This is a genomic window from Paludibacterium purpuratum (genome assembly GCF_004363805.1).
Lineage (GTDB): Bacteria > Pseudomonadota > Gammaproteobacteria > Burkholderiales > Chromobacteriaceae > Paludibacterium > Paludibacterium purpuratum.
Genome location: NZ_SNZP01000004.1, coordinates 215,641 through 234,418, shown reverse-complemented (window position 1 = coordinate 234,418; position 18,778 = coordinate 215,641). Strand labels below are relative to the sequence as shown.

At 61.1% G+C, this 18,778-nt stretch carries 16 protein-coding genes; 11 read left to right on the top strand and 5 right to left on the bottom strand.

The genetic code is table 11. The features are described from left to right. The first annotated feature begins 554 nt into the window (after positions 1-554). Positions 555-1,958: a branched-chain amino acid transporter BcaP gene (gene bcaP / locus DFP86_RS06530; protein ID WP_133679367.1), complete on the top strand. Its 1,404-nt coding sequence runs from the start codon at positions 555-557 to the stop codon at positions 1,956-1,958. Positions 1,959-2,025: 67 nt separating this feature from the next. Here the strand turns inward: bcaP and polA are convergent, their stop codons facing one another. Next, on the bottom strand, positions 2,026-4,800 hold the full coding sequence (polA, locus tag DFP86_RS06525; protein ID WP_133679365.1) for a DNA polymerase I: 2,775 nt from the start codon (positions 4,798-4,800) through the stop codon (positions 2,026-2,028). A gap of 13 nt (positions 4,801-4,813) precedes the next feature. Here polA and DFP86_RS06520 point away from each other — a divergent pair, with 13 nt between their 5' ends. Genes DFP86_RS06520 through DFP86_RS06510 form a run of 3 tightly spaced genes read left to right on the top strand, consistent with a single transcriptional unit; the run spans position 4,814 to position 6,880 of the window. Next, the gene (locus DFP86_RS06520) at positions 4,814-5,542 is read left to right on the top strand and encodes an LOG family protein (protein ID WP_133679363.1); all 729 of its coding nucleotides are present in this window, start codon (positions 4,814-4,816) and stop codon (positions 5,540-5,542) included. 20 nt (positions 5,543-5,562) lie between these two features. Continuing rightward, positions 5,563-5,934, top strand: a complete 372-nt coding sequence (locus tag DFP86_RS06515; RefSeq protein WP_133679361.1) for a DUF2782 domain-containing protein — start codon at positions 5,563-5,565, stop codon at positions 5,932-5,934. 10 nt (positions 5,935-5,944) lie between these two features. Further along, a complete protein-coding gene (locus tag DFP86_RS06510) occupies positions 5,945-6,880 on the top strand; it encodes a homoserine kinase (protein WP_133679359.1) in 936 nt (311 codons plus the stop codon). Between the two features lie 35 nt (positions 6,881-6,915). On the opposite strand, the gene DFP86_RS06505 is transcribed toward DFP86_RS06510, so the two are convergent. Beyond that, entirely contained in the window at positions 6,916-7,785 is an 870-nt protein-coding gene (locus DFP86_RS06505) for a LysR family transcriptional regulator (RefSeq protein ID WP_133679357.1), read from the bottom strand. A 96-nt stretch (positions 7,786-7,881) separates the two neighbouring features. Between DFP86_RS06505 and DFP86_RS06500 the strand changes: the two genes are divergently transcribed. Then, a complete protein-coding gene (locus DFP86_RS06500) occupies positions 7,882-8,907 on the top strand; it encodes a YeiH family putative sulfate export transporter (protein WP_133679355.1) in 1,026 nt (341 codons plus the stop codon). Positions 8,908-8,997: 90 nt separating this feature from the next. Beyond that, positions 8,998-10,173, top strand: a complete 1,176-nt coding sequence (locus DFP86_RS06495) for an acyltransferase family protein (protein ID WP_133679353.1) — start codon at positions 8,998-9,000, stop codon at positions 10,171-10,173. Between the two features lie 64 nt (positions 10,174-10,237). On the opposite strand, the gene DFP86_RS06490 is transcribed toward DFP86_RS06495, so the two are convergent. Both DFP86_RS06490 and DFP86_RS06485 read right to left on the bottom strand, forming a co-directional pair. Beyond that, on the bottom strand, positions 10,238-10,426 hold the full coding sequence (locus tag DFP86_RS06490; RefSeq protein ID WP_133679351.1) for a CstA-like transporter-associated (seleno)protein: 189 nt from the start codon (positions 10,424-10,426) through the stop codon (positions 10,238-10,240). Beyond that, a complete protein-coding gene (locus tag DFP86_RS06485) occupies positions 10,419-12,485 on the bottom strand; it encodes a carbon starvation CstA family protein (RefSeq protein WP_133679493.1) in 2,067 nt (688 codons plus the stop codon). The genes DFP86_RS06490 and DFP86_RS06485 overlap by 8 nt, the downstream gene beginning before the upstream one ends. A gap of 144 nt (positions 12,486-12,629) precedes the next feature. On the opposite strand from DFP86_RS06485, the gene DFP86_RS06480 reads away from it, so the two are divergent. Genes DFP86_RS06480 through hemF form a run of 3 tightly spaced genes read left to right on the top strand, consistent with a single transcriptional unit; the run spans position 12,630 to position 15,666 of the window. Continuing rightward, entirely contained in the window at positions 12,630-13,334 is a 705-nt protein-coding gene (locus DFP86_RS06480; protein WP_133679349.1) for a response regulator, read from the top strand. After that, on the top strand, positions 13,331-14,692 hold the full coding sequence (locus DFP86_RS06475) for an ATP-binding protein (RefSeq protein WP_133679347.1): 1,362 nt from the start codon (positions 13,331-13,333) through the stop codon (positions 14,690-14,692). Before DFP86_RS06480 ends, DFP86_RS06475 begins: the two co-directional genes overlap by 4 nt. Before the next feature lie 59 nt (positions 14,693-14,751). Then, a complete protein-coding gene (gene hemF, locus DFP86_RS06470) occupies positions 14,752-15,666 on the top strand; it encodes an oxygen-dependent coproporphyrinogen oxidase (RefSeq protein WP_133679345.1) in 915 nt (304 codons plus the stop codon). Positions 15,667-15,741: 75 nt separating this feature from the next. Here hemF and DFP86_RS06465 read toward each other — a convergent pair whose 3' ends face one another. Further along, a complete protein-coding gene (locus DFP86_RS06465; protein ID WP_133679343.1) occupies positions 15,742-16,350 on the bottom strand; it encodes an FMN-dependent NADH-azoreductase in 609 nt (202 codons plus the stop codon). Between the two features lie 109 nt (positions 16,351-16,459). Between DFP86_RS06465 and DFP86_RS06460 the strand changes: the two genes are divergently transcribed. Then, a complete protein-coding gene (locus DFP86_RS06460; RefSeq protein WP_133679341.1) occupies positions 16,460-17,395 on the top strand; it encodes a LysR substrate-binding domain-containing protein in 936 nt (311 codons plus the stop codon). A gap of 79 nt (positions 17,396-17,474) precedes the next feature. Beyond that, positions 17,475-18,665, top strand: a complete 1,191-nt coding sequence (locus DFP86_RS06455) for an amino acid aminotransferase (protein WP_133679339.1) — start codon at positions 17,475-17,477, stop codon at positions 18,663-18,665. The last annotated feature ends 113 nt before the right edge of the window (positions 18,666-18,778 follow it).

Sequence of the window (18,778 nt, the reverse complement as noted above, 5' to 3'; positions counted from 1 at the left end):
CTCGCGGATTACCGGACTTTTCTCTGAAAAATTGTTCGAAACGGGAAATTTCACCAATCGAAGCGTTGGTTATTCAATAAATCGCTGCTTTTTGTCTCTTCGGCGCAACGAGTCACCCCATGCCAAGCACAATATCCACATTCCGTGCCCCCCATATCCAGACTTATTGCGCTACATCAACGGTAGCCCCATTCGACTGTGATGAGATCTGGGCATGCGTTAGTGCCAAGTACGGCCCAAATCTGATAAAAATCCAAATCAAATATTCCTTTGCTATCAAAGGCGTCATTTGACTTTCCTCCCGAAGTATTTCCCGAGAAGACAGGCAGTTTTTTCTGCCAAACGTAGATTTTTCTGTTGCCATTTTGTCACGGGGCAGTTAAAACTTTGATTCTTGCCGTCACCGCGACACAGATTGCGGACCGGCGAATTTTTTAGCCAATCGCCAGCCGTCACGCCATGCAGCGTCAAGCTGAGGAACAACACAAAATGATTGGCGACCGGGACGAGACAACCCGGGCGCCGAGACGGTTGGCCGACCGGGGACACTACCAATGAGTTTACTGCGCAAGAAAAATGTGCAAGACATGCTGGACTTTAGTAAAACCACCCAGGCTCTGAAAAAGGAACTGGGTGTCTTCGACCTCACCATGCTGGGTATCGGCGCCATCATCGGCACCGGGATTTTCGTGCTGACGGGTACCGGCGCGCTGATCGCAGGTCCCGGCTTGATGCTGTCGTTCGTCATCGGCGCGCTGGCTTGCGGCTTCGCGGCACTTTGCTATGCCGAGTTCGCCTCCATGCTGCCGGTTTCCGGTTCCACCTACACCTATGCCTATGCCACCTTGGGCGAGCTGATCGCCTGGATCATCGGCTGGGATCTGTTGCTGGAATATCTGCTGGCGTCGTCCACGGTAACCGTCGGCTGGTCCGGTTATTTCCAAAATCTGATCGCCAGCTTCGGGCTGCATCTGCCTGAAGCCCTGACCGGCGCCTACGGCGCCCGGCCAGGCGTGGCTTCCTTCTTCAACCTGCCGGCCTTTTTGATCGCCATGGGCGTGACCGCGCTCTTGGCGTTCGGCATCAAGGAATCCAAGCGCGTCAACAACATCATGGTGGTGATCAAGGTCTCCGTGGTGCTGCTGTTCATCGCACTGGGCGTCTGGCACGTCAAGCCGATCAACTGGCAACCGATGCTGCCCTACGGCCTGAATGGCGTATTCCATGGCGCCGCCGTGGTGTTCTTCAGCTTCCTCGGTTTCGACGCGGTCACCTGTGCCGCCGAAGAAGTGAAAAACCCCGAACGCGATCTGCCGCGCGCCGTCATTCTGTCGCTGGGCATTTGCTCGGTGCTGTACGTGATCGTCGCGGCCATCATGACCGGTATCGTGCACTACCCGGACTTCGCCGGCATCGACCACCCGGTGTCGAAGGCCCTGGAAGTGGCCGGGCTCAACTGGGTCGCCGGCTTGGTGAACATCGGCGCCATTCTCGGCATGACCACCGTCATCCTGGTGATGACCTACGGCCAGACCCGCATCACTTTCGCCATGTCGCGCGATGGCCTGCTGCCCAAGGTCTTCTCCGAAGTCCATCCGAAATACCGCACGCCGTACCGCGCCACCTGGATCATCGGCACCATCATCGCCATCCTCGGTGCGCTGGTACCGCTCGGTACGCTGGCCGAACTGGCCAACATCGGCACCCTGGCAGCCTTCTCGCTGATCTCGATCGCGGTGATCGTTCTGCGCAAGCGCGAGCCGAACCTGCCGCGCAAGTTCCATTGCCCGGGCGTTCCTTACATTCCGGCACTGGCGATCGCGTTCTGCGTGTTCCTGATGGTGCAACTGGCCAGCCTGACCTGGTACTGCTTCGTGATTTGGCTGTTGATCGGTCTGGTGGTTTACTTCGGCTATGCCCGCAGCCGCTCGCTATTGGCTAGCCAAGGCGCGGTATAATCCTCGGCGCAATAGCGACAAAAAAAGCCAGTGCGCAACGCACTGGCTTTTTTTCATCCAACCACCTTTAGTGCGCCGCTTCCCAATTGGCGCCGACACCGACCTCCGCCAACAGCGGCACCGACAGCGCCGCGGCACCGGCCATCAGTTTCGGCAGCATTTCGCACACCGCCGCTTGTTCGGCTTGGGGCACCTCCATCACCAATTCGTCGTGCACCTGCATGATCAGCCGTGTCTTCAAACCGCTTTGCCGTAGCCACTTCGACACAGCGATCATCGCCAGCTTGATCAGGTCGGCGGCACTACCCTGCATCGGGGCATTGATCGCCGCGCGCTCGGCACCGCTGCGCCGGCCCGGATTGGCGGCGCGGATATCCGGCAGGTACAGCCGGCGGCCGAACACGGTCTCGACATAGCCTTGACCCTTGGCCTGCTCGCGCGTGCGCTGCATATACTCGGCCACCTTCGGATACTTCATGAAGTAGCGGTCGATGAATTGTTGTGCCGCGCTACGTTCGATCTCCAATTGGCTCGCCAGGCCGAAGGCGCTCATGCCGTAGATCAAGCCGAAATTGATGCTCTTGGCGTAGCGGCGCTGCTCGCTCGTCACCTGGTCGAGTGCGACGCCGAAGACCTGCGCCGCCGTGGCGCGGTGAATATCCTCGCCGTCGGCAAAGGCTTTGAGCATGCCCTCGTCGCCCGATACGTGCGCCATGATACGCAACTCGATCTGCGAATAGTCGGCGCTGACGATCACATGACCCGGCGGGGCGATGAATGCCTCGCGCACGCGCCGGCCTTCGGCCGAACGAATCGGAATGTTTTGCAGGTTCGGATCGGAACTGGCGAGCCGTCCGGTAACGGCCACCGCCTGCGCATAGGTCGTGTGCACGCGCCCGGTATCCTGGCGGATCAGTTGCGGCAGCTTGTCGGTATAGGTGGACTTGAGCTTGGCCAGGCCACGATATTCCAACAGGCACTTCGGCAGAGGATGATCCAGCGCCAGCATCTCCAACACCGACTCGTCGGTGGAGTAGCCGCCGGACGGCGTCTTGCGTACCCCCTTGGTGCTGATACCAAGCCGGCCGAACAGGATCTCCTGTAACTGCTTGGGCGAATTCAGATTGAACGGTTGGCCGGCCAACTCGTACGCCTGGCTCTCCAATTCCAGCATGCGGCTGCCGAATTGGTGACTCAGTTCGGCCAGTTTCTGCCGGTCGATCAGCACGCCGTTGCGTTCCATCTCGAACAGTACGTCGGCCACCGGCAACTCGATATCCCGGTATACCGATGCCTGGCGCTCGTCCATCAACGGCTTGAGCGCGCCATCGAGGCGCAGGGTGATATCGGCGTCCTCGGCGGCATAGCGCGTGGCGGTGTCGAGATCGACCTCGTCGAAGCCGATCTGCTTGGCGCCCTTGCCGCAGACATCCTCATAGTGGATGGTCTGTTCACCCAAATGTCGCTCGGCCAGATCGTCCATATTGTGCGTCAGGTGGCTCTCGACCACGTAGGACGCCAGCATGGTGTCGTCGGCCACACCGGCAAGGCTGATGCCATGATTGAAAAACACATGGCGGTCGTATTTGAGGTTCTGCCCGAGCTTCTTCTTCGAAGCATCCTCCAGCCAAGGCTTGAGACGTGCCAGCGTCGCCGTGCGGTCGAGCTGAGGCGCCACTCCGGCGGCGCGATGCGCCAGCGGCAAATAGGCCGCCTCGCCTGGCTGGACCGCGAAACTGATGCCGACGATCTGCGCCGACATCTGGTCGAGGCTGGTGGTCTCGGTATCCAGCGACACCACCTCGGCGGATTGCAGTTTGGCGAGCCAGGCATCGAGCTGCGCCTCGGTCAGGATGGTCTGGTAATCGCGCGCCATCGGTGCCGGCGGCGCGACGGCAACCACCAGCTCGCTGCCTGCGAACAGGTCGTCGGTCTCGCCCGTCGCCACCGAGGTTGCGGCTGCGGCAACCTGCGCGTCAGTGGCGGCCCCCTCCAGCTCACGCAACCAGCTATTGAAGCCGAAACGGCGGAACAAGCCGCTGAGCGCGGTTTTGTCCGGTTGGCCGTGCTTCAACCCATCGAGCCCGGCCGGCAGGTCGGCGGCCAAATCGACGTCGCACTTGATGGTGATCAGCTCGCGCGACAAGGGCAGGCGCGGCAATGCCTCGCGCAGCTTCTCGCCGACCACGCCGCCGATCTCGGCCGCGTGCGCCACGACGCCGTCGAGCGAACCGTAAGCCTCTAGCCATTTGAGCGCGGTTTTCGGCCCGCACTTGTCCACGCCGGGCACATTGTCGACTTTATCGCCGATCAGGGTCAGGTAGTCGATGATCCGTTCCGGCAGCACGCCGAACTTGCCCTCTACGCCGGCGATATCCAGCACCTCGTTGCTCATGGTGTTCACCAATGAGATGTTGGAGGTCACCAGCTGCGCAATGTCCTTATCGCCAGTGGAAATCACCACTCGCATGCCGGCCGCCTCGGCCTGGCGCGCCAGGGTGCCGATGACATCGTCCGCCTCGACCCCCGACACCATCAGCATCGGCCAGCCCGAGGCACACACCACTTGGTGCACCGACGCCACCTGCAGCGCAAGATCTTCGGGCATGGAAGGCCGATTAGCCTTATAGTCGGGGTATAACTCGTCGCGGAAGGTCTTGCCTTTTGCGTCAAATATGCACGCGCTATAATCGAACTCGACTTCCTTTTCCAGGCGTCGCAGCATATTGACCATGCCATAGATCGCCCCTGTCGGCAGACCCTCCTTCGAGCGCAAATCGGGCATCGCGTGGAAGGCGCGGTATAGATAAGAAGAGCCGTCAATCAATAACAATGTTTTCATAAAGGCAACGAATATGAGTTTGTCCGACAAGTTACCCCAAGCAAGCGATCGTTACGCGATGATGCAGCGGTTCCGCTCCCGCGAGGCTTGGCATGTCCTGAAAATATTGTCGGAGTTTGTCGAGTCGGCGGAAGAACTGCAAGGGATTCTCCCCGCCGTCAGCATCTTTGGCAGCGCGCGCACCCCTCGCGACCACCCCTATTACCAGAAGACCGAAGAAGTTGCGCGGCTATTGTCCGATGCCGGCTTCTCGGTTCTGTCCGGCGGCGGGCCCGGCATCATGGAAGCCGCCAACAAAGGGGCATTCTATGGCAAAAGCCCGTCGGTCGGTTTGAACATCGTATTACCGCACGAACAAAAGCCCAATGAATACCAGGATTTGGGACTGCGCTTCAATCACTTCTTCTCGCGTAAGGTCATGTTCGTCAAGCACGCCATCGCCTACGTGGTCATGCCGGGGGGCTTCGGCACGCTGGACGAAACCTTCGAAGCGCTGACGCTGGTGCAGACCGGCAAGAGCCGCCGCATCCCGATCATCTTGTGCTGTAGCGATTTCTGGCGCGGACTGATCGATTGGGTCAAGGACCGCATGGTCAGCGAAAAAATGATCAACCCCGAGGATCTGGACCTGGTCCAACTCATCGACGATCCTAAAACCATTGTCGAGACCATCTTCAAACATTACGAGACTCGCGGTTTCGAGGCATTGCCGGAAGAGCGCGAACAGTTGCTCAACCTATAAAACCGAACTGGACGATCCACATGAAAAACAAACTATGGTTGCTGTCCCTGTTGGCCATGCCGTTGCTGGCACATGCCGCCGACACGCCCACTCAGACGCCGCCAGCCGTCAATGCCGAGGCGGCCAAGCCGGCGGCGAAGAACGATGCGCCGCCGCCACCGCAAGTCGGCGACGACCAATCGGCTCAACCGGAGCCCGAAGTCACGATCGTGCAGCGCGGCCAGGACAAGATCGAGGAGTACCGCATCAACGGCAAGCTCTACATGGTCAAGGTCACGCCGTCCATCGGCGTTCCCTACTATCTGGTGGACGACGATGGCAGCGGCAACCTGCGCCAAATCGACCCTAATCGTCGCATCATCATCCCGCGCTGGGTCTTGTTCCGTTTCTGATGGGGGCTTCATGTCGGTTTTCACCGTCGTCACCGATACCGCGCTGAGAGACTGGCTCAGGCAATACGAGCTGCAGTTGGTCTCCTTCGAGGGCATCGCGGCCGGCGTCACCAATACCAATTATTTCGTCGACACCACGCATGGCCGCTTCGTCCTGACCCTGTTCGAAACGCTCAAGCTCGACGAGGTGCCGTTCTACCTCGAACTGATGAGCCACCTGGCCCGCCACGGCGTGGCCTGCCCCGCGCCGCTCTTGGATCGGCAGGATCGCCTGGCCTCGATGCTGTGCGATCGTCCGGCCTGTCTGGTCTCCTGTCTGCACGGTCGAGACATCGATGCGCCAAGCTCGGTGCAATGCTGCGCGGTGGGCGACATGCTGGCCACCCAGCACCGCGCCGCCGCCACCTTCAAATTGACCATGGACAATCCGCGCGGACCAGGCTGGTGGGCACAAACCGCCAAGGTGCTGTACCCGCTGATGACGGACGCCGAGGCAGCCCTGCTGCGCGACGAGATACGTTTCCAGGCGCAATACCGCACGAGCCAACTGCCGCGTGGCGTGATTCACGCCGATTTATTCAAGGACAATGTGCTGATGGCCGGCGATGCCATCGCCGGCTTCATCGACTTCTATTACGCCTGCAACGACGTCCTGATCTACGACGTCGCCATCGCGCTCAACGATTGGGCACGTCTGCCGGATGGCAGCATCGACGCAGAATTGGCTCGTGCCTTCCTGCAAGGCTATCAGGCCGTTCGGCCGTTCGATGCCGCAGAGATCGAAGCCTGGCCGACAATGTTGCGAGCCGCCGCCTTGCGTTTCTGGGTGTCGCGTCTGCTCGATCTGCATCATCCGATGGCGGGTGCGCTGACCTACACCAAGGATCCAGGCACCTTCCGAGCACTGCTGGTCGAGCATCGCGCACGCAGCGATTTTTGGCTGTAAAGCATTCGGCGGCCGGCTTAGCGATGGGCCGGCCGTTATGCTTCGTCCAATAGCGAAAGAAACTGTGCCATACCGCGTGTCAGCGCCTTGTCGCGGTGCATCACCCGGTAGAGGTTGCGCGTCAACGTCGCCAGCGGCAATGCGACCAGCTCGCCGCGCGCCAGCTCGCCGGCCACGACTCGTCGCGGCAGGCAACTGACGCCCAACCCCGCCGCCACCGCGTGTTTGATAGCCTCCGAATCGCCCACTTCCATCGCCACGGCGAAGCTGCCAAGCCTTGGCAGCAACAGCCGTTCCACCTCCTGACGCGTCCCCGACCCGGCCTCGCGCAAGATCCACTCGGCACGTGCCAACGTCAAAAGAGACGGCATGCTCTTCGCGAACGGGTGCTGTGCGCCGACCACGACCACCAACTCATCGTCCCGCCAAGCCTGCACCTGTAACTCCGGGTGATGGCACGGCCCTTCGATGAAGCCGACGTCGACCCGAAATGCGGCGACCGCCGCAACGATTTCATCGGTGTTGCCGACCATCAGCTCCAACCGAACCGCCGGTTGGCTTGCCCGGAAACGGGCGATTTGCTGCGGCAGCAGATAATTGGCAATGGTGGTGCTGGCACCGAGGCGCAAGTTGGCGGCCGTGCCGGAGAACAGCGTCTGAACCTCATGGCCGAGATCCAGGATGGCCCGGGCCCGAGGCAGAAGCAGCCGGCCATGCTCGTTGGCCACCAACCGCCGGCCGACCCGGTCGAACAAAACCGTTTCCAGCGCGGACTCGAGCGAAGACAACGATTGGCTGGCCGCCGACTGCGTCATCGCCAGGCGCGTGGCCGCACGGGTGACGTTCAGCTCCTCGCAAATCGCGACGAACACCTCCAGTTCACGCAGGCTCAAACGCAAACTCAAAGTAGTTTTCCTAATCAATTTAAGTAATTTTATTCGTTTTACTGATTTAGCTCGAAGAAGTAAAGTCCAGTCCATAGAAGAAACAGGACTATCGTTATGACAAGAAACACTATACTGCCGGGGATGGCGCTGATTCTGCTCCTAGCCGGCATCGCTCTCTACCTGGCCGGTCTCCCCGCCTTCAGCCATCTCGGCCTGTCGGCGCTGACACTGGCGATCGTCGGCGGAATGCTGCTCGGCAACACGCTTTATCCGCACATTGCCGAACGCAGCCACCATGGCGTCGCCTTCGGCAAGCAGCAGCTGCTGCGGCTGGGCATCATTCTGTACGGCTGCAGACTGACATTGCAGGACATCGCCAAGGTTGGCACCAGCGGCCTGATCATCGACTTGCTGGTTCTCTCCAGCACCTTCGCCTTGTCGATCTGGCTTGGCACCCGGCTGTTCGGCCTGGATAAGAAGAGCGCGATTCTGATCGGCGCCGGCAGCTCGATCTGCGGAGCCGCCGCGGTTCTGGCCACCGAACCGGTGGTGCGCGGCAGCGCCGAGAAGGTGGCGGTGGCCGTCGCCACCGTGGTGGTCTTCGGTACCGCATCGATGTTCCTCTACCCGCTGCTCTACCCGCTGGCCTTGCATTGGTTCGGCGGCGATGCCCACGCTTTCGGCGTCTATACCGGTTCGACCGTGCACGAAGTGGCGCAAGTGGTTGCCGCCGCCCGCGCCGCCTCGCCGGATGCCGAAAGCACAGCGGTCATCGTCAAGATGATTCGCGTCATGCTGCTCGCGCCCTTCCTGATCGGCTTGTCGGCCTGGATGGCACGCACCGAGCCGCGCCACGGACACGCCCGGTCGATCACCGTCCCCTGGTTTGCCGTACTGTTCGTGCTCATGACCGCATTGCACTCGCTGCCGTTTTTCCCACGCCAGTTCGACCACGTCTTGCTGTTTATCGACAATCTACTACTCGCCATGGCGATGGGCGCACTGGGCTTGACCACCCACGTCTCGGCGCTACGCCGCGCCGGGGTCAAGCCACTGTTACTGGCCGGTCTACTGTTCGTCTACCTGATTGTCGGCGGCGCACTGATCAATCTGGCTGTCTCTCACTTGGCAATGCTGTGAACGGCCGGTCTGGCCGATAGGCCAGCAAAAAGCGTATGCACCGTATTTGATGTCTACGCTGCAAGCTGATCATCGACGGCGGCGATACAAATGAGATTTCAGGCACTGGATGGATGGCGCGGCGTATGCGCCATCATGATTGTCTTGCATCATTTAAATCTGAACTGGCACGGCTATTCGGCGCCCTGGGTGCGAAACGCCTACCTGTTCGTCGACTTCTTTTTTGTGCTGAGCGGGTTCGTCATCAGCAGCGCCTACGCCGACACGCTGCATCGGCCGTCGGCGCTCAAACGCTTCATCGTGCGCCGCCTAGGCAGGATCTATCCGCTGCATCTATTTACCTTACTGGCATTGATTGCCATGGAGTTGGTCAAACTTGCGGCATTCAAGGCCGGCGCGCACATGAACCAAGCGGCCTTTAGTCTCAGCACCTCGGTCGACGCCATGCTCGCACATCTATTTCTGTTGCAATCGATGCACCTCTTCCCCTATTTGAGTTGGAACCTGCCGAGTTGGAGCATCGGGGCCGAGTTTTATACTTACCTCCTGTTCGCCGTGGTGGTCGCGCTCATCCGGCCACTCGGCAAGCCACTGGCGGCGAGTGTGTTTATCGTTCTGCTACTGATGAGCGGCACCCTGTTGATGGTCCTCTCACCACATGGACAAAACGCCACCTACGACTTTGGTTTTCTGCGCTGCATCGTCAGCTTTCTGTGCGGCGCCGTCTGCTATGGCGTCTATCGCAAACACGCTTCAGTCATGCTGCGCTGGCACAACGCGGCCGAATACGCGGCTTTGGCGCTGGTGCTGATTTTTATCTGGTTCGCCGGCGAGGGGCCGGGATCCTTCGCCGCACCACTGGTCTTCGCCATCGCCGTTCTGGTTTTTTCCTTACAGCAAGGCGGCCTGTCGGCCATCATGATGGCCCCGTGGAGCCAGTCTCTCGGTCAGTGGTCCTACTCGATCTACATGGTGCACTTTTTCGTCACCGGCATCCTACTGAACCGTTCGATCCATTTCATCGAAAACAACCTTCATCTCCCCCTGAGCGTCGGATCGGCGGGCAGCGTCAAAGGTCTGATCGTTTTCCAGAACCCTTGGCAAGCCGATGGCCTGGCACTGCTCTGCGTGCTGGCCAGCATCTATCTCGCCAGTCAGACCTATCGCCGGATCGAACAGCCTTGGCGCCATTACTTCAACCGATTGAGCGAGCGCGGCGAGGCACAACGCTCGCGTCGGTCCGAGCGCGCCACCGTACCGGAATAACGTAAAAATGCCGCCCGCTTCCTTGATGAAGCGGGCGGCACGATCGGCATGCTTCGGCACCGAGTCAGCAACATCTGCCGGGCCGGCGCCCCCCCAGGCGGCGCTCGGCGCAATAGCGGACAAATGCGGCGCGGCTCAGCGGCGGGGTATTGCCGCGCCGGCGCGCCAAATAAGCATCGTAGTCGGGCACGCCGACCATCAAGCGCGCCGTTTGCACCAGGCGACGCCACCACAGAGCCAATCGCTCAGCCATGAATCGACTCCTCGCGATAGACAGCCGGCGTTTCCTTGGCGGTCGCCCAACGCAACCCCAGTGCCTTGCGCGCCACGGCCAGACCGAACAGCGCAATGGACACCACCACCAGCACAAATACGGCGGTCAGGGAGGCATCGACGTAATCGTTAAAGACAATGCGCTGCATCTCGATCAGCGATTTAGCCGGTGCCAGCACTTGCCCCTGCTCCAGCGCCGCCGAGAACTTGCTGGCGTGCGCCAGGAAACCGACCTTGGGACTGTCGCTGAACAATTTCTGCCAGCCGGCGATCAACGTCACCGTCAGCAGTGCCGCCGTCGGCACGAGCGCGACCCAAGCATAGCGCGCACGCCCCATTTTGATCAGCACCACACTGGCCAGCGTCAGCGCGATACCCGCCAGCATCTGGTTGGCAATGCCGAATAGCGGCCACAGCGTATTGATCCCCCCCAAGGGATCGACCACCCCCTGATACAGGAAATAACCCCAGCAGCCCACCGCCAGCGCCGTGGCGGCCAGATTGGCCAGCCACGATTCGGTATTGGCCAACGGCGCGTACACCATGCCGCCCAAATCCTGAATCATGAAGCGCGCCACCCGCGTACCGGCGTCGACCGTCGTCAGAATAAACAAGGCCTCGAACAGAATGGCGAAGTGATACCAAAAGGCCATCATCGCCTGGCCGCCCAGCACGCGCGACAGAATATGCGCCATGCCGACCGCCAGGGTCGGCGCACCGCCGGCGCGCGACAGAATGGTGGACTCGCCCACGTCGCGCGCGACTTGGGTCAGCGCATCCGGCGTGATGGCGAAGCCCCATGAGGAGATCGCCTGCGCAGCCTCGGCCGCACTATGCCCGATCAGACCCGCCGGGCTATTCATGGCGAAATACACCGCCGGATCCAGCACGCAGGCCGCCGTCAGCGCCATGATGGCGACGAAGCTTTCCAACAGCATCGCCCCATAACCGATCACCCGGGCCTGAGCCTCGTTTTCGATCAACTTGGGCGTCGTGCCGGAAGCAATCAGCGAGTGGAAACCCGACACCGCGCCGCAGGCGATGGTGATGAACAAGAAGGGGAATAGGCTACCGGAGAATACCGGGCCGGAACCATCGACGAACCGGGTCACGGCCGGCATCTGCAGTTGGGGCGCCACCAACAAAATGCCGATGGCCAAACCGGCGATCGTGCCGATTTTCAAGAAGGTCGACAGATAGTCGCGCGGCGCCAGCAACAACCATACCGGCAGCACCGAGGCGACGAAACCGTAACCGATCATCCACCAGGCGAGCGTCGTGCCCTTGAGGGCGAAAATGGCAGCCAACGCCGGTGTCTGCGCCACATGGCCGCCGTACCAGATGGCCAACAGCAGCAACAGCAAGCCCAGCAGCGACACTTCGCCGATCCGCCCCGGGCGGATGAAGCGCGCATAAATCCCCATCATCAGCGCAATCGGGATCGTGGCGGCGATGGTGAAGGTTCCCCAAGGGCTATTGGTCAGCGCCTTGACCACGACCAGCGCCAGCACGGCCAGCAAGATCACCATGATCATCAGGATGCCGAACGAGGCGATCACGCCGGGAATGGGGCCCATCTCCTGGCGGATCATGTCGCCAAGCGACTTGCCGTCACGGCGGATCGACAGAAACAGAATCAGAAAATCCTGTACCGCGCCGGCCAGCATCACACCGATCAGTATCCACAGCGTCCCTGGCAAAAAGCCCATCTGGGCCGCCAGCACCGGACCGACCAGCGGCCCAGCCCCGGCAATCGCGGCGAAATGATGGCCAAAGACCACCCACTGATTGGTCGGCACATAGTCCAGCCCGTCGTTGTGGCGTTCTGCCGGCGTGAGCCGTCTCGGCTCGAGTTGCAACACCGTCGTGGCGATATATCGGCTATAGAATCGATAAGCGATGGCATATACCGACAACGCGGCCACCAGCAGCCAGACGGCACTGACCGTCTCGCCGCGGCTGAGCGCGAGCGTGGCGAAGGCCATCGCGCCGACCAGGGCAACGACCAGCCAAAACACTTTCTCTTTGTATCGTGGCATCATATAGGTTTCCATGCTGTTATTGTGAAGGGCGCAGACCGTTAGACGGTCTATTGGAGTTATCGTTTTATTGTTTGAGGTTATTCTTTCAATGACAAGTGCAACTTCCGGAAATCGGTGGTCTTCTTCTATGCGAGCGCCTGCATGAGCGAACATGTTTTCCTGGTCGAAGACGACACCAGGCTGGCCGAATTGATTGCCGCCTTTCTCGGCAAGAACGGCTACCAGGTCAGCACCTGCAGCAAGGGGGACGAAGCCGAAGCCAAGATCATGGCGGCGCGTCCCGACTTGGTGGTGCTGGATCTGATGCTGCCGGGCAAGGCGGGGTTTGAGATTTGCCGCGATCTGCGACCTTACTTTGGCGGGCGCATTCTGATGATGACCGCTCGCAACGATGAGATCGATGAAATCCTAGGGTTGGAACTCGGCGCCGACGACTACCTTGCCAAACCGGTCGAGCCACGTAAGCTGCTGGCCCGGGTTCGTGCGCTACTGCGGCGCGGCGAGCCGCGCCAGGGCGCCCTCGCCACCGACCAATTGGCTTTCGGCCAGTTCACCATCAACCAGGGCACGCGCACGGCGCGGCTGGGCTCGCAGTACCTCGACCTGACCACCGCCGAGTTCGATTTACTGTGGTTACTGGCCAGCCACGCCGGTAGCATCCAGTCGCGCGACGACATCCTGGGCAAACTGCGCGGCATCGGGTTCGACGGCAACGACCGCTCGATCGACGCGCGCATTTCCCGTTTGCGCAAGAAACTGCTCGACGATCCGATGTCCCCCACACGCATCAAGACCGTGCGCGGCAAGGGCTACCTGTTTTCCAAAAGCGATTGGGAATTGGGATGAGACGCTATCTGCGCGACCTGTTGCGCCCCTCGCTCGCGACGCTGTTCTTCCGCTATTACCTAAGCGCGCTATTGGCGCTGGTGCTGATCATCAGCGCCGTCGGCGTGGTCATCGACCAGCTCTATACCGGTGTGGACGAAGACCACGCACGCAGTTTCATGCGCGGGACCGTGCAGATGTTCAAACAAGAGCTGCAAAGCCAACCCGAGCAAGACTGGCCCACCGCCCTGCCTAAGCTCGCGACCGGTTTCTCCTACAAGATCGCGCTGACCGACCTCAAACACTTGCAGTCGCTCGACGACGGCCAGCGACTGGATATCCAGCGCGGCATCACACGCTTTGACGAAAATAGTAATCTGCTTTACGCCCGCGTCGGCGACGGCCAACGGGTACTGGTGTTCGGTCCGCTGGACTTCGCCGTGCCGGATAGCGACTCGCTCCTGACCGACGGCACCCACGCCAAAGCACTGTGGTGGACGCTGACCGGCCTGGGCTTCGGCCTCCTGGTCTTTTTCTTCCTGCGCCCACTGTGGAACGACTTGGTCGCCATCCGCGGCACAGCCGAAAAACTGGCGGCGGGCGAGTTGTCCGCGCGAGCGCCGCGCGCGAAGAGCTGGCTGTTGACCCCGCTGTCGGCGGGTCTCAACACCATGGCCGAGCGCCTCGAAGGGCAAATGAACGCCCACCAAACGTTGAGCCACGCCGTATCGCACGAATTGCGGACGCCGATCGCCCGCCTGCGGTTCGGCCTGACCATGTTGCTCGAAGCCGAAAGCGAGACGGAACGAGAGAAGTATCGTGCAGGCATGGAGCACGACATGCAGGAGCTGGACGATCTGGTCAACGCCAGCATGAGCTATGCTCAGCTCGACCAAGGGCAAATCGTCATGCAGCGCGAGCACACCGAACTGACCGAATGGTTCGCCGACCTGCTGGCCTTGATCCAACCGTTGGCGCCGGCCGGGGTCGTACTCGAACTGGCTTGCCCGACGGCCGATGCCGAGTTCGACCGTAAGTTGATGTACATTGCCACGCGCAACCTGCTGGTCAATGCCGTTCGCTTCGCCCAAAGCCAGGTACGCCTTCAGGTCGACAAGCAGGAGGGGTGGTTGACCGTCGTGGTCGACGACGATGGTCCGGGCGTGCCGCAAGCCGAGCGCGAACGCATCTTCGAACCCTTCCACCGTCTCGATAACGACAGAGAGCGCAACAGCAATAGTTACGGTCTCGGCCTGTCTTTCGTGCGATTGATCGCCGAACAACATGGCGGCAGTGTGTTCGTCACCGACAGTCCGGCAGGCGGCGCACGCTTCGTGCTCAACATTCCCGAGCATGGCGCAGCCGACGAACCGTTATAGAACCGCCATGCGTTCGGCATTAGAATAGCGGCCCGATCAACTGTCCCCAAGGAATGGCCATGCAGCGCCCCCAGACCGACGACGTACAATCTTTTCTGCTGGCACTGCAAGCGCGGATCTGCCAAGCGCTGGAACAAGCGGATGGCGCAGCTCAGTTCGTCTGCGACACATGGCAACGCGAGGAGGGCGGCGGCGGACAAAGCCGCGTCCTGACTCAGGGTCAGGTCTTCGAGCAGGCCGGCGTCAATTTTTCCCATGTCAGCGGCGACCGACTGCCCCCCTCGGCCAGCGCGCACCGGCCCGAACTCGCCGGCTGTCGTTTCCAGGCCATGGGCGTGTCGCTGGTGATCCATCCGCACAACCCCTATGTGCCGACCAGCCATGCCAACGTGCGCTATTTCGTCGCCGAACGCGACGATGCGGAACCCGTATGGTGGTTCGGCGGCGGCTTCGATCTGACGCCGTATTACGGTTTCGAGGAAGATGCCGTGCACTGGCACACGGTGGCGCGCGAGGTGTGTCGACCGTTTGGCGAACAGGTCTACCCGAACTACAAGCAATGGTGCGACCAGTACTTTTTTCTCAAGCACCGGCAAGAAGCGCGCGGTATCGGCGGCCTGTTCTTCGACGACTTGAACGAGGGGGGCTTCGAACGTTGCTTCGCCCTCACGCAAGCAGTCGGCAATGGCTTTCTCGACGCCTACCTGCCGATCGTCGAACGGCGCAAGGCGCACTCCTGGGGGGTGCGCGAACGTCAATTCCAGCTCTACCGGCGCGGGCGCTACGTCGAATTCAATCTGGTATGGGACCGCGGCACTTTATTCGGGCTGCAAAGCGGCGGCCGCACCGAATCGATCTTGATGTCCATGCCACCGTTGGCACGCTGGGAATACGGCTACCAGCCCGAGCCCGGCTCGGACGAGGCGGCACTCTACGAACGTTTTCTGCCGGTACGGGATTGGGTGTCGCCGTAGGCGCGGGGGCGGATTGGCGCGCTGCTTCGCGAACGCACCCTACGCGCTAGTCCCGTAGGGTGCGTTTGCTGTCCATCAAATCGCCAGTGCGGCGATGGCCTCGCGTGCGGCATGGATCGCGGTGGCGCGCTTGTCGTCGCCCATATTGACCGCTTCGGCGCGTACGATCTGCAAATCGGTAATGCCAACGAAGCCCATCACAGTGCGCAGATAGTCTTCCTGAAAGTCCATCGACTTGCCTTGTTCGCTCGAGTACACACCGCCACGCGACGAGGCGATCAACACCTTCTTGCCGCCCGCCAGGCCGACCGGGCCGTTCTCGGTGTATTTGAAGGTGCGGCCGGCCGCGGCGATGCGGTCGATCCAACTCTTCAGTTGCGACGGAATCGAGAAGTTGTACATCGGTGCAGCGATCACCACCACATCGGCCGCCAGGAATTCATTGATCAGCGTATCGGTCAGTGCGCGTTCGGCACGCTGCGTGTCGTTCCAGTCCGACTCCGGCATGAAGGCCGCGCCGAGGATCTCGCCCGACAGGTGGGCGATCGGTTCCGCCGCCACATCGCGGTAGGTCACACTCAGACCGGGGTGCTGCTGGCGCGCGGCATCCACCAAGGCGGCGGTCAGTTGGCGCGATACGGAGTTGTCGCCGAGAATGCTGGCATCGATATGCAGGAGTTTCATGGTCTTGTCCTTTTAAAAGCAGTGAGCATGGATGAATCGTATATCCATGGAACAATTCGAACTAGATAGTTAAAATCAGATTCATTGTTCCATTTTTAGGACAATTGCCATGCAAGACCTGAATGACTTGTTCTACTTCGCCAAGGTGGTCGAGCACGGCGGCTTCATGGCCGCCGGTCGCGCGCTTGGCATTCCCAAATCGCGTCTGTCGCGCCGTATCGCCGAACTGGAAGAGCGACTCGGCGTGCGTCTATTGCAGCGCACTACCCGCCGACTATCGCTGACCGAAGTCGGCAGTCAGTACTACCAGCATTGCCAGGCGGTTCTGTCCGAGGCGGAAGCGGCGGAAGAAACCATCGCCCGAGTACAGGCCGAGCCGCGCGGCCTGGTGCGCATCAGTTGTCCGGAGCTACTGGCGAAGATGTTGCTCGCGCCGCTGCTGCCACGCTTTCTCGCCGCTCATCCGCAAGTGCGCATTCAACTCGATGCCGCCAATCGACGCGTCGACCTGATCGAAGAAGGCATCGACATCGCCATCCGTGTGCGTAACGTCATCGAAGACAGCGCCAACCAGGTAGCGCGCACCCTCCGCGTCAGCCGCCTGGTGCTGGTCGCCAGTCCGGCATTGCTGGCCGAGCTGGGCCCGCCGCGCGTGCCGATGGATCTGCTGCGCTACCCCTGCCTGACCATGAGCCGGCCGGATGGCCGCGGCCAGTGGGTATTGCTCGATGGCGACGGCCATGAGATCCGGTTGCAGATCGACACGCCGCGTCTGATGACCGACGACCTGATCGTCTTGGCCGAAGCGGCCGCGAACGGCATGGGCGTCGCGCTGCTGCCTAGCCTGGCATGCCGGCCATTTCTCGCCGACGGTCGCCTGCAGGAGCTCTTGCCCGATTGCCAAGCCCCCTGGGGCATCCTGCACTTGGTCTATCCATCGCGGCGCGGGTTGATTCCCGCCGTTCGTCACTTAATCGACTTTCTCGCCAGCGAGGTGCCGTTGCACGACGATGCCGGCGAGCACGCGACGTGCCCGCGGCAATAGCGCTGGCCGACATCCTGGGCTGACGGTATAGTCGACAGATAAAAATAACCTTTTCTGCAAACGACTTAGGAGAACGCTCTTGTTTGAACACGTAGAATCCTACCCAGGCGACCCGATTCTCAGCTTGCTGCAAACCTTTCTGAAAGATGAGCGCGCCGGCAAGGTCAATCTCGGCATCGGCCTGTACTACGACGAGCATGGCCGCATTCCCCGGCTGGCAGCCGTCGCGGCCATGGAAGAACGGCTGCATCAGCAACCGGGCCCATGCAGTTACCTGCCGATGGAAGGCGCGGCCAATTACCGCCAAGCGCTGCAGCCGCTCCTGTTCGGCGCAGCGGCACCGGTCGCGCGCATCGCCACCATTCAAACCCTCGGTGGTTCCGGCGCGCTGAAGATCGGCGCCGATTTCCTCAAGCGCACCTTTCCGCAGGCCGGCGTCTGGGTGAGCGATCCGACCTGGGATAACCATGTGGCGGTCTTCGAGGGCGCCGGCTTCCAGGTGCGCCGCTATCCCTACTTCGCCGCCGAAGGCAGCAAGATCAAGTTCGACGCCATGCTCGACTGCCTGGCCAGCCTGCCGTCGCACAGCATCGTTCTGTTGCATCCGTGTTGCCACAATCCCACCGGTACCGACCTGAACCGCGCCCAGTGGGACAAGGTGATCGACGTACTGCTCGAGCGCGAGCTGATTCCTTTCCTCGACATCGCCTACCAAGGTTTCGGCGACGGGCTGGAAGAGGATGCCTATGCCATCCGTGCCCTACTGGCACGCGGCGCCGCCTTCCTGGTCGCCAACTCTTTCTCCAAGATCTTTTCGCTGTATGGCGAACGCTGCGGCGGCCTGAGCGTCGTGTGCGCCGACCAAGAAGAGGCGCAGCGCGTACTGGGGCAATTGCAGGCCACCGTGCGACGCAATTACTCCAGCCCGCCGACCCATGGCAGCCAGTTGATCGCCGGGGTTCTGCAGGATCCGGCGCTACGCCAGCAGTGGGAAAGCGAACTCGGCGCCATGCGCAGCCGTATCAAGGCCATGCGCCAAGCGCTGTTCGATGTGCTGAGCGTCGAAGTGCCGGATCACTCTTTCGACTACCTGCTGACCCAGCGCGGCATGTTTAGCTACACCGGCCTGACCCCGCCGCAGATCGAACGTCTGCGCGAGCGGCACGCCGTCTACCTGGTCGGTTCCGGCCGCATGTGCGTCGCCGGCTTGAACCAGGACAACGCCACGCGGGTCGCCCAAGCTTTCGCCGAAGTCATCAAAACGGCCTGACTTTCGACTGCCGGCGGCGCCCGCCGCCGGCCTATTTTCCTAAGTAAATATTCAGATTGCTCCTAGGTCGGAACACCCTGCGTTCGTCCAATATGACATGGTCAATCCCAACG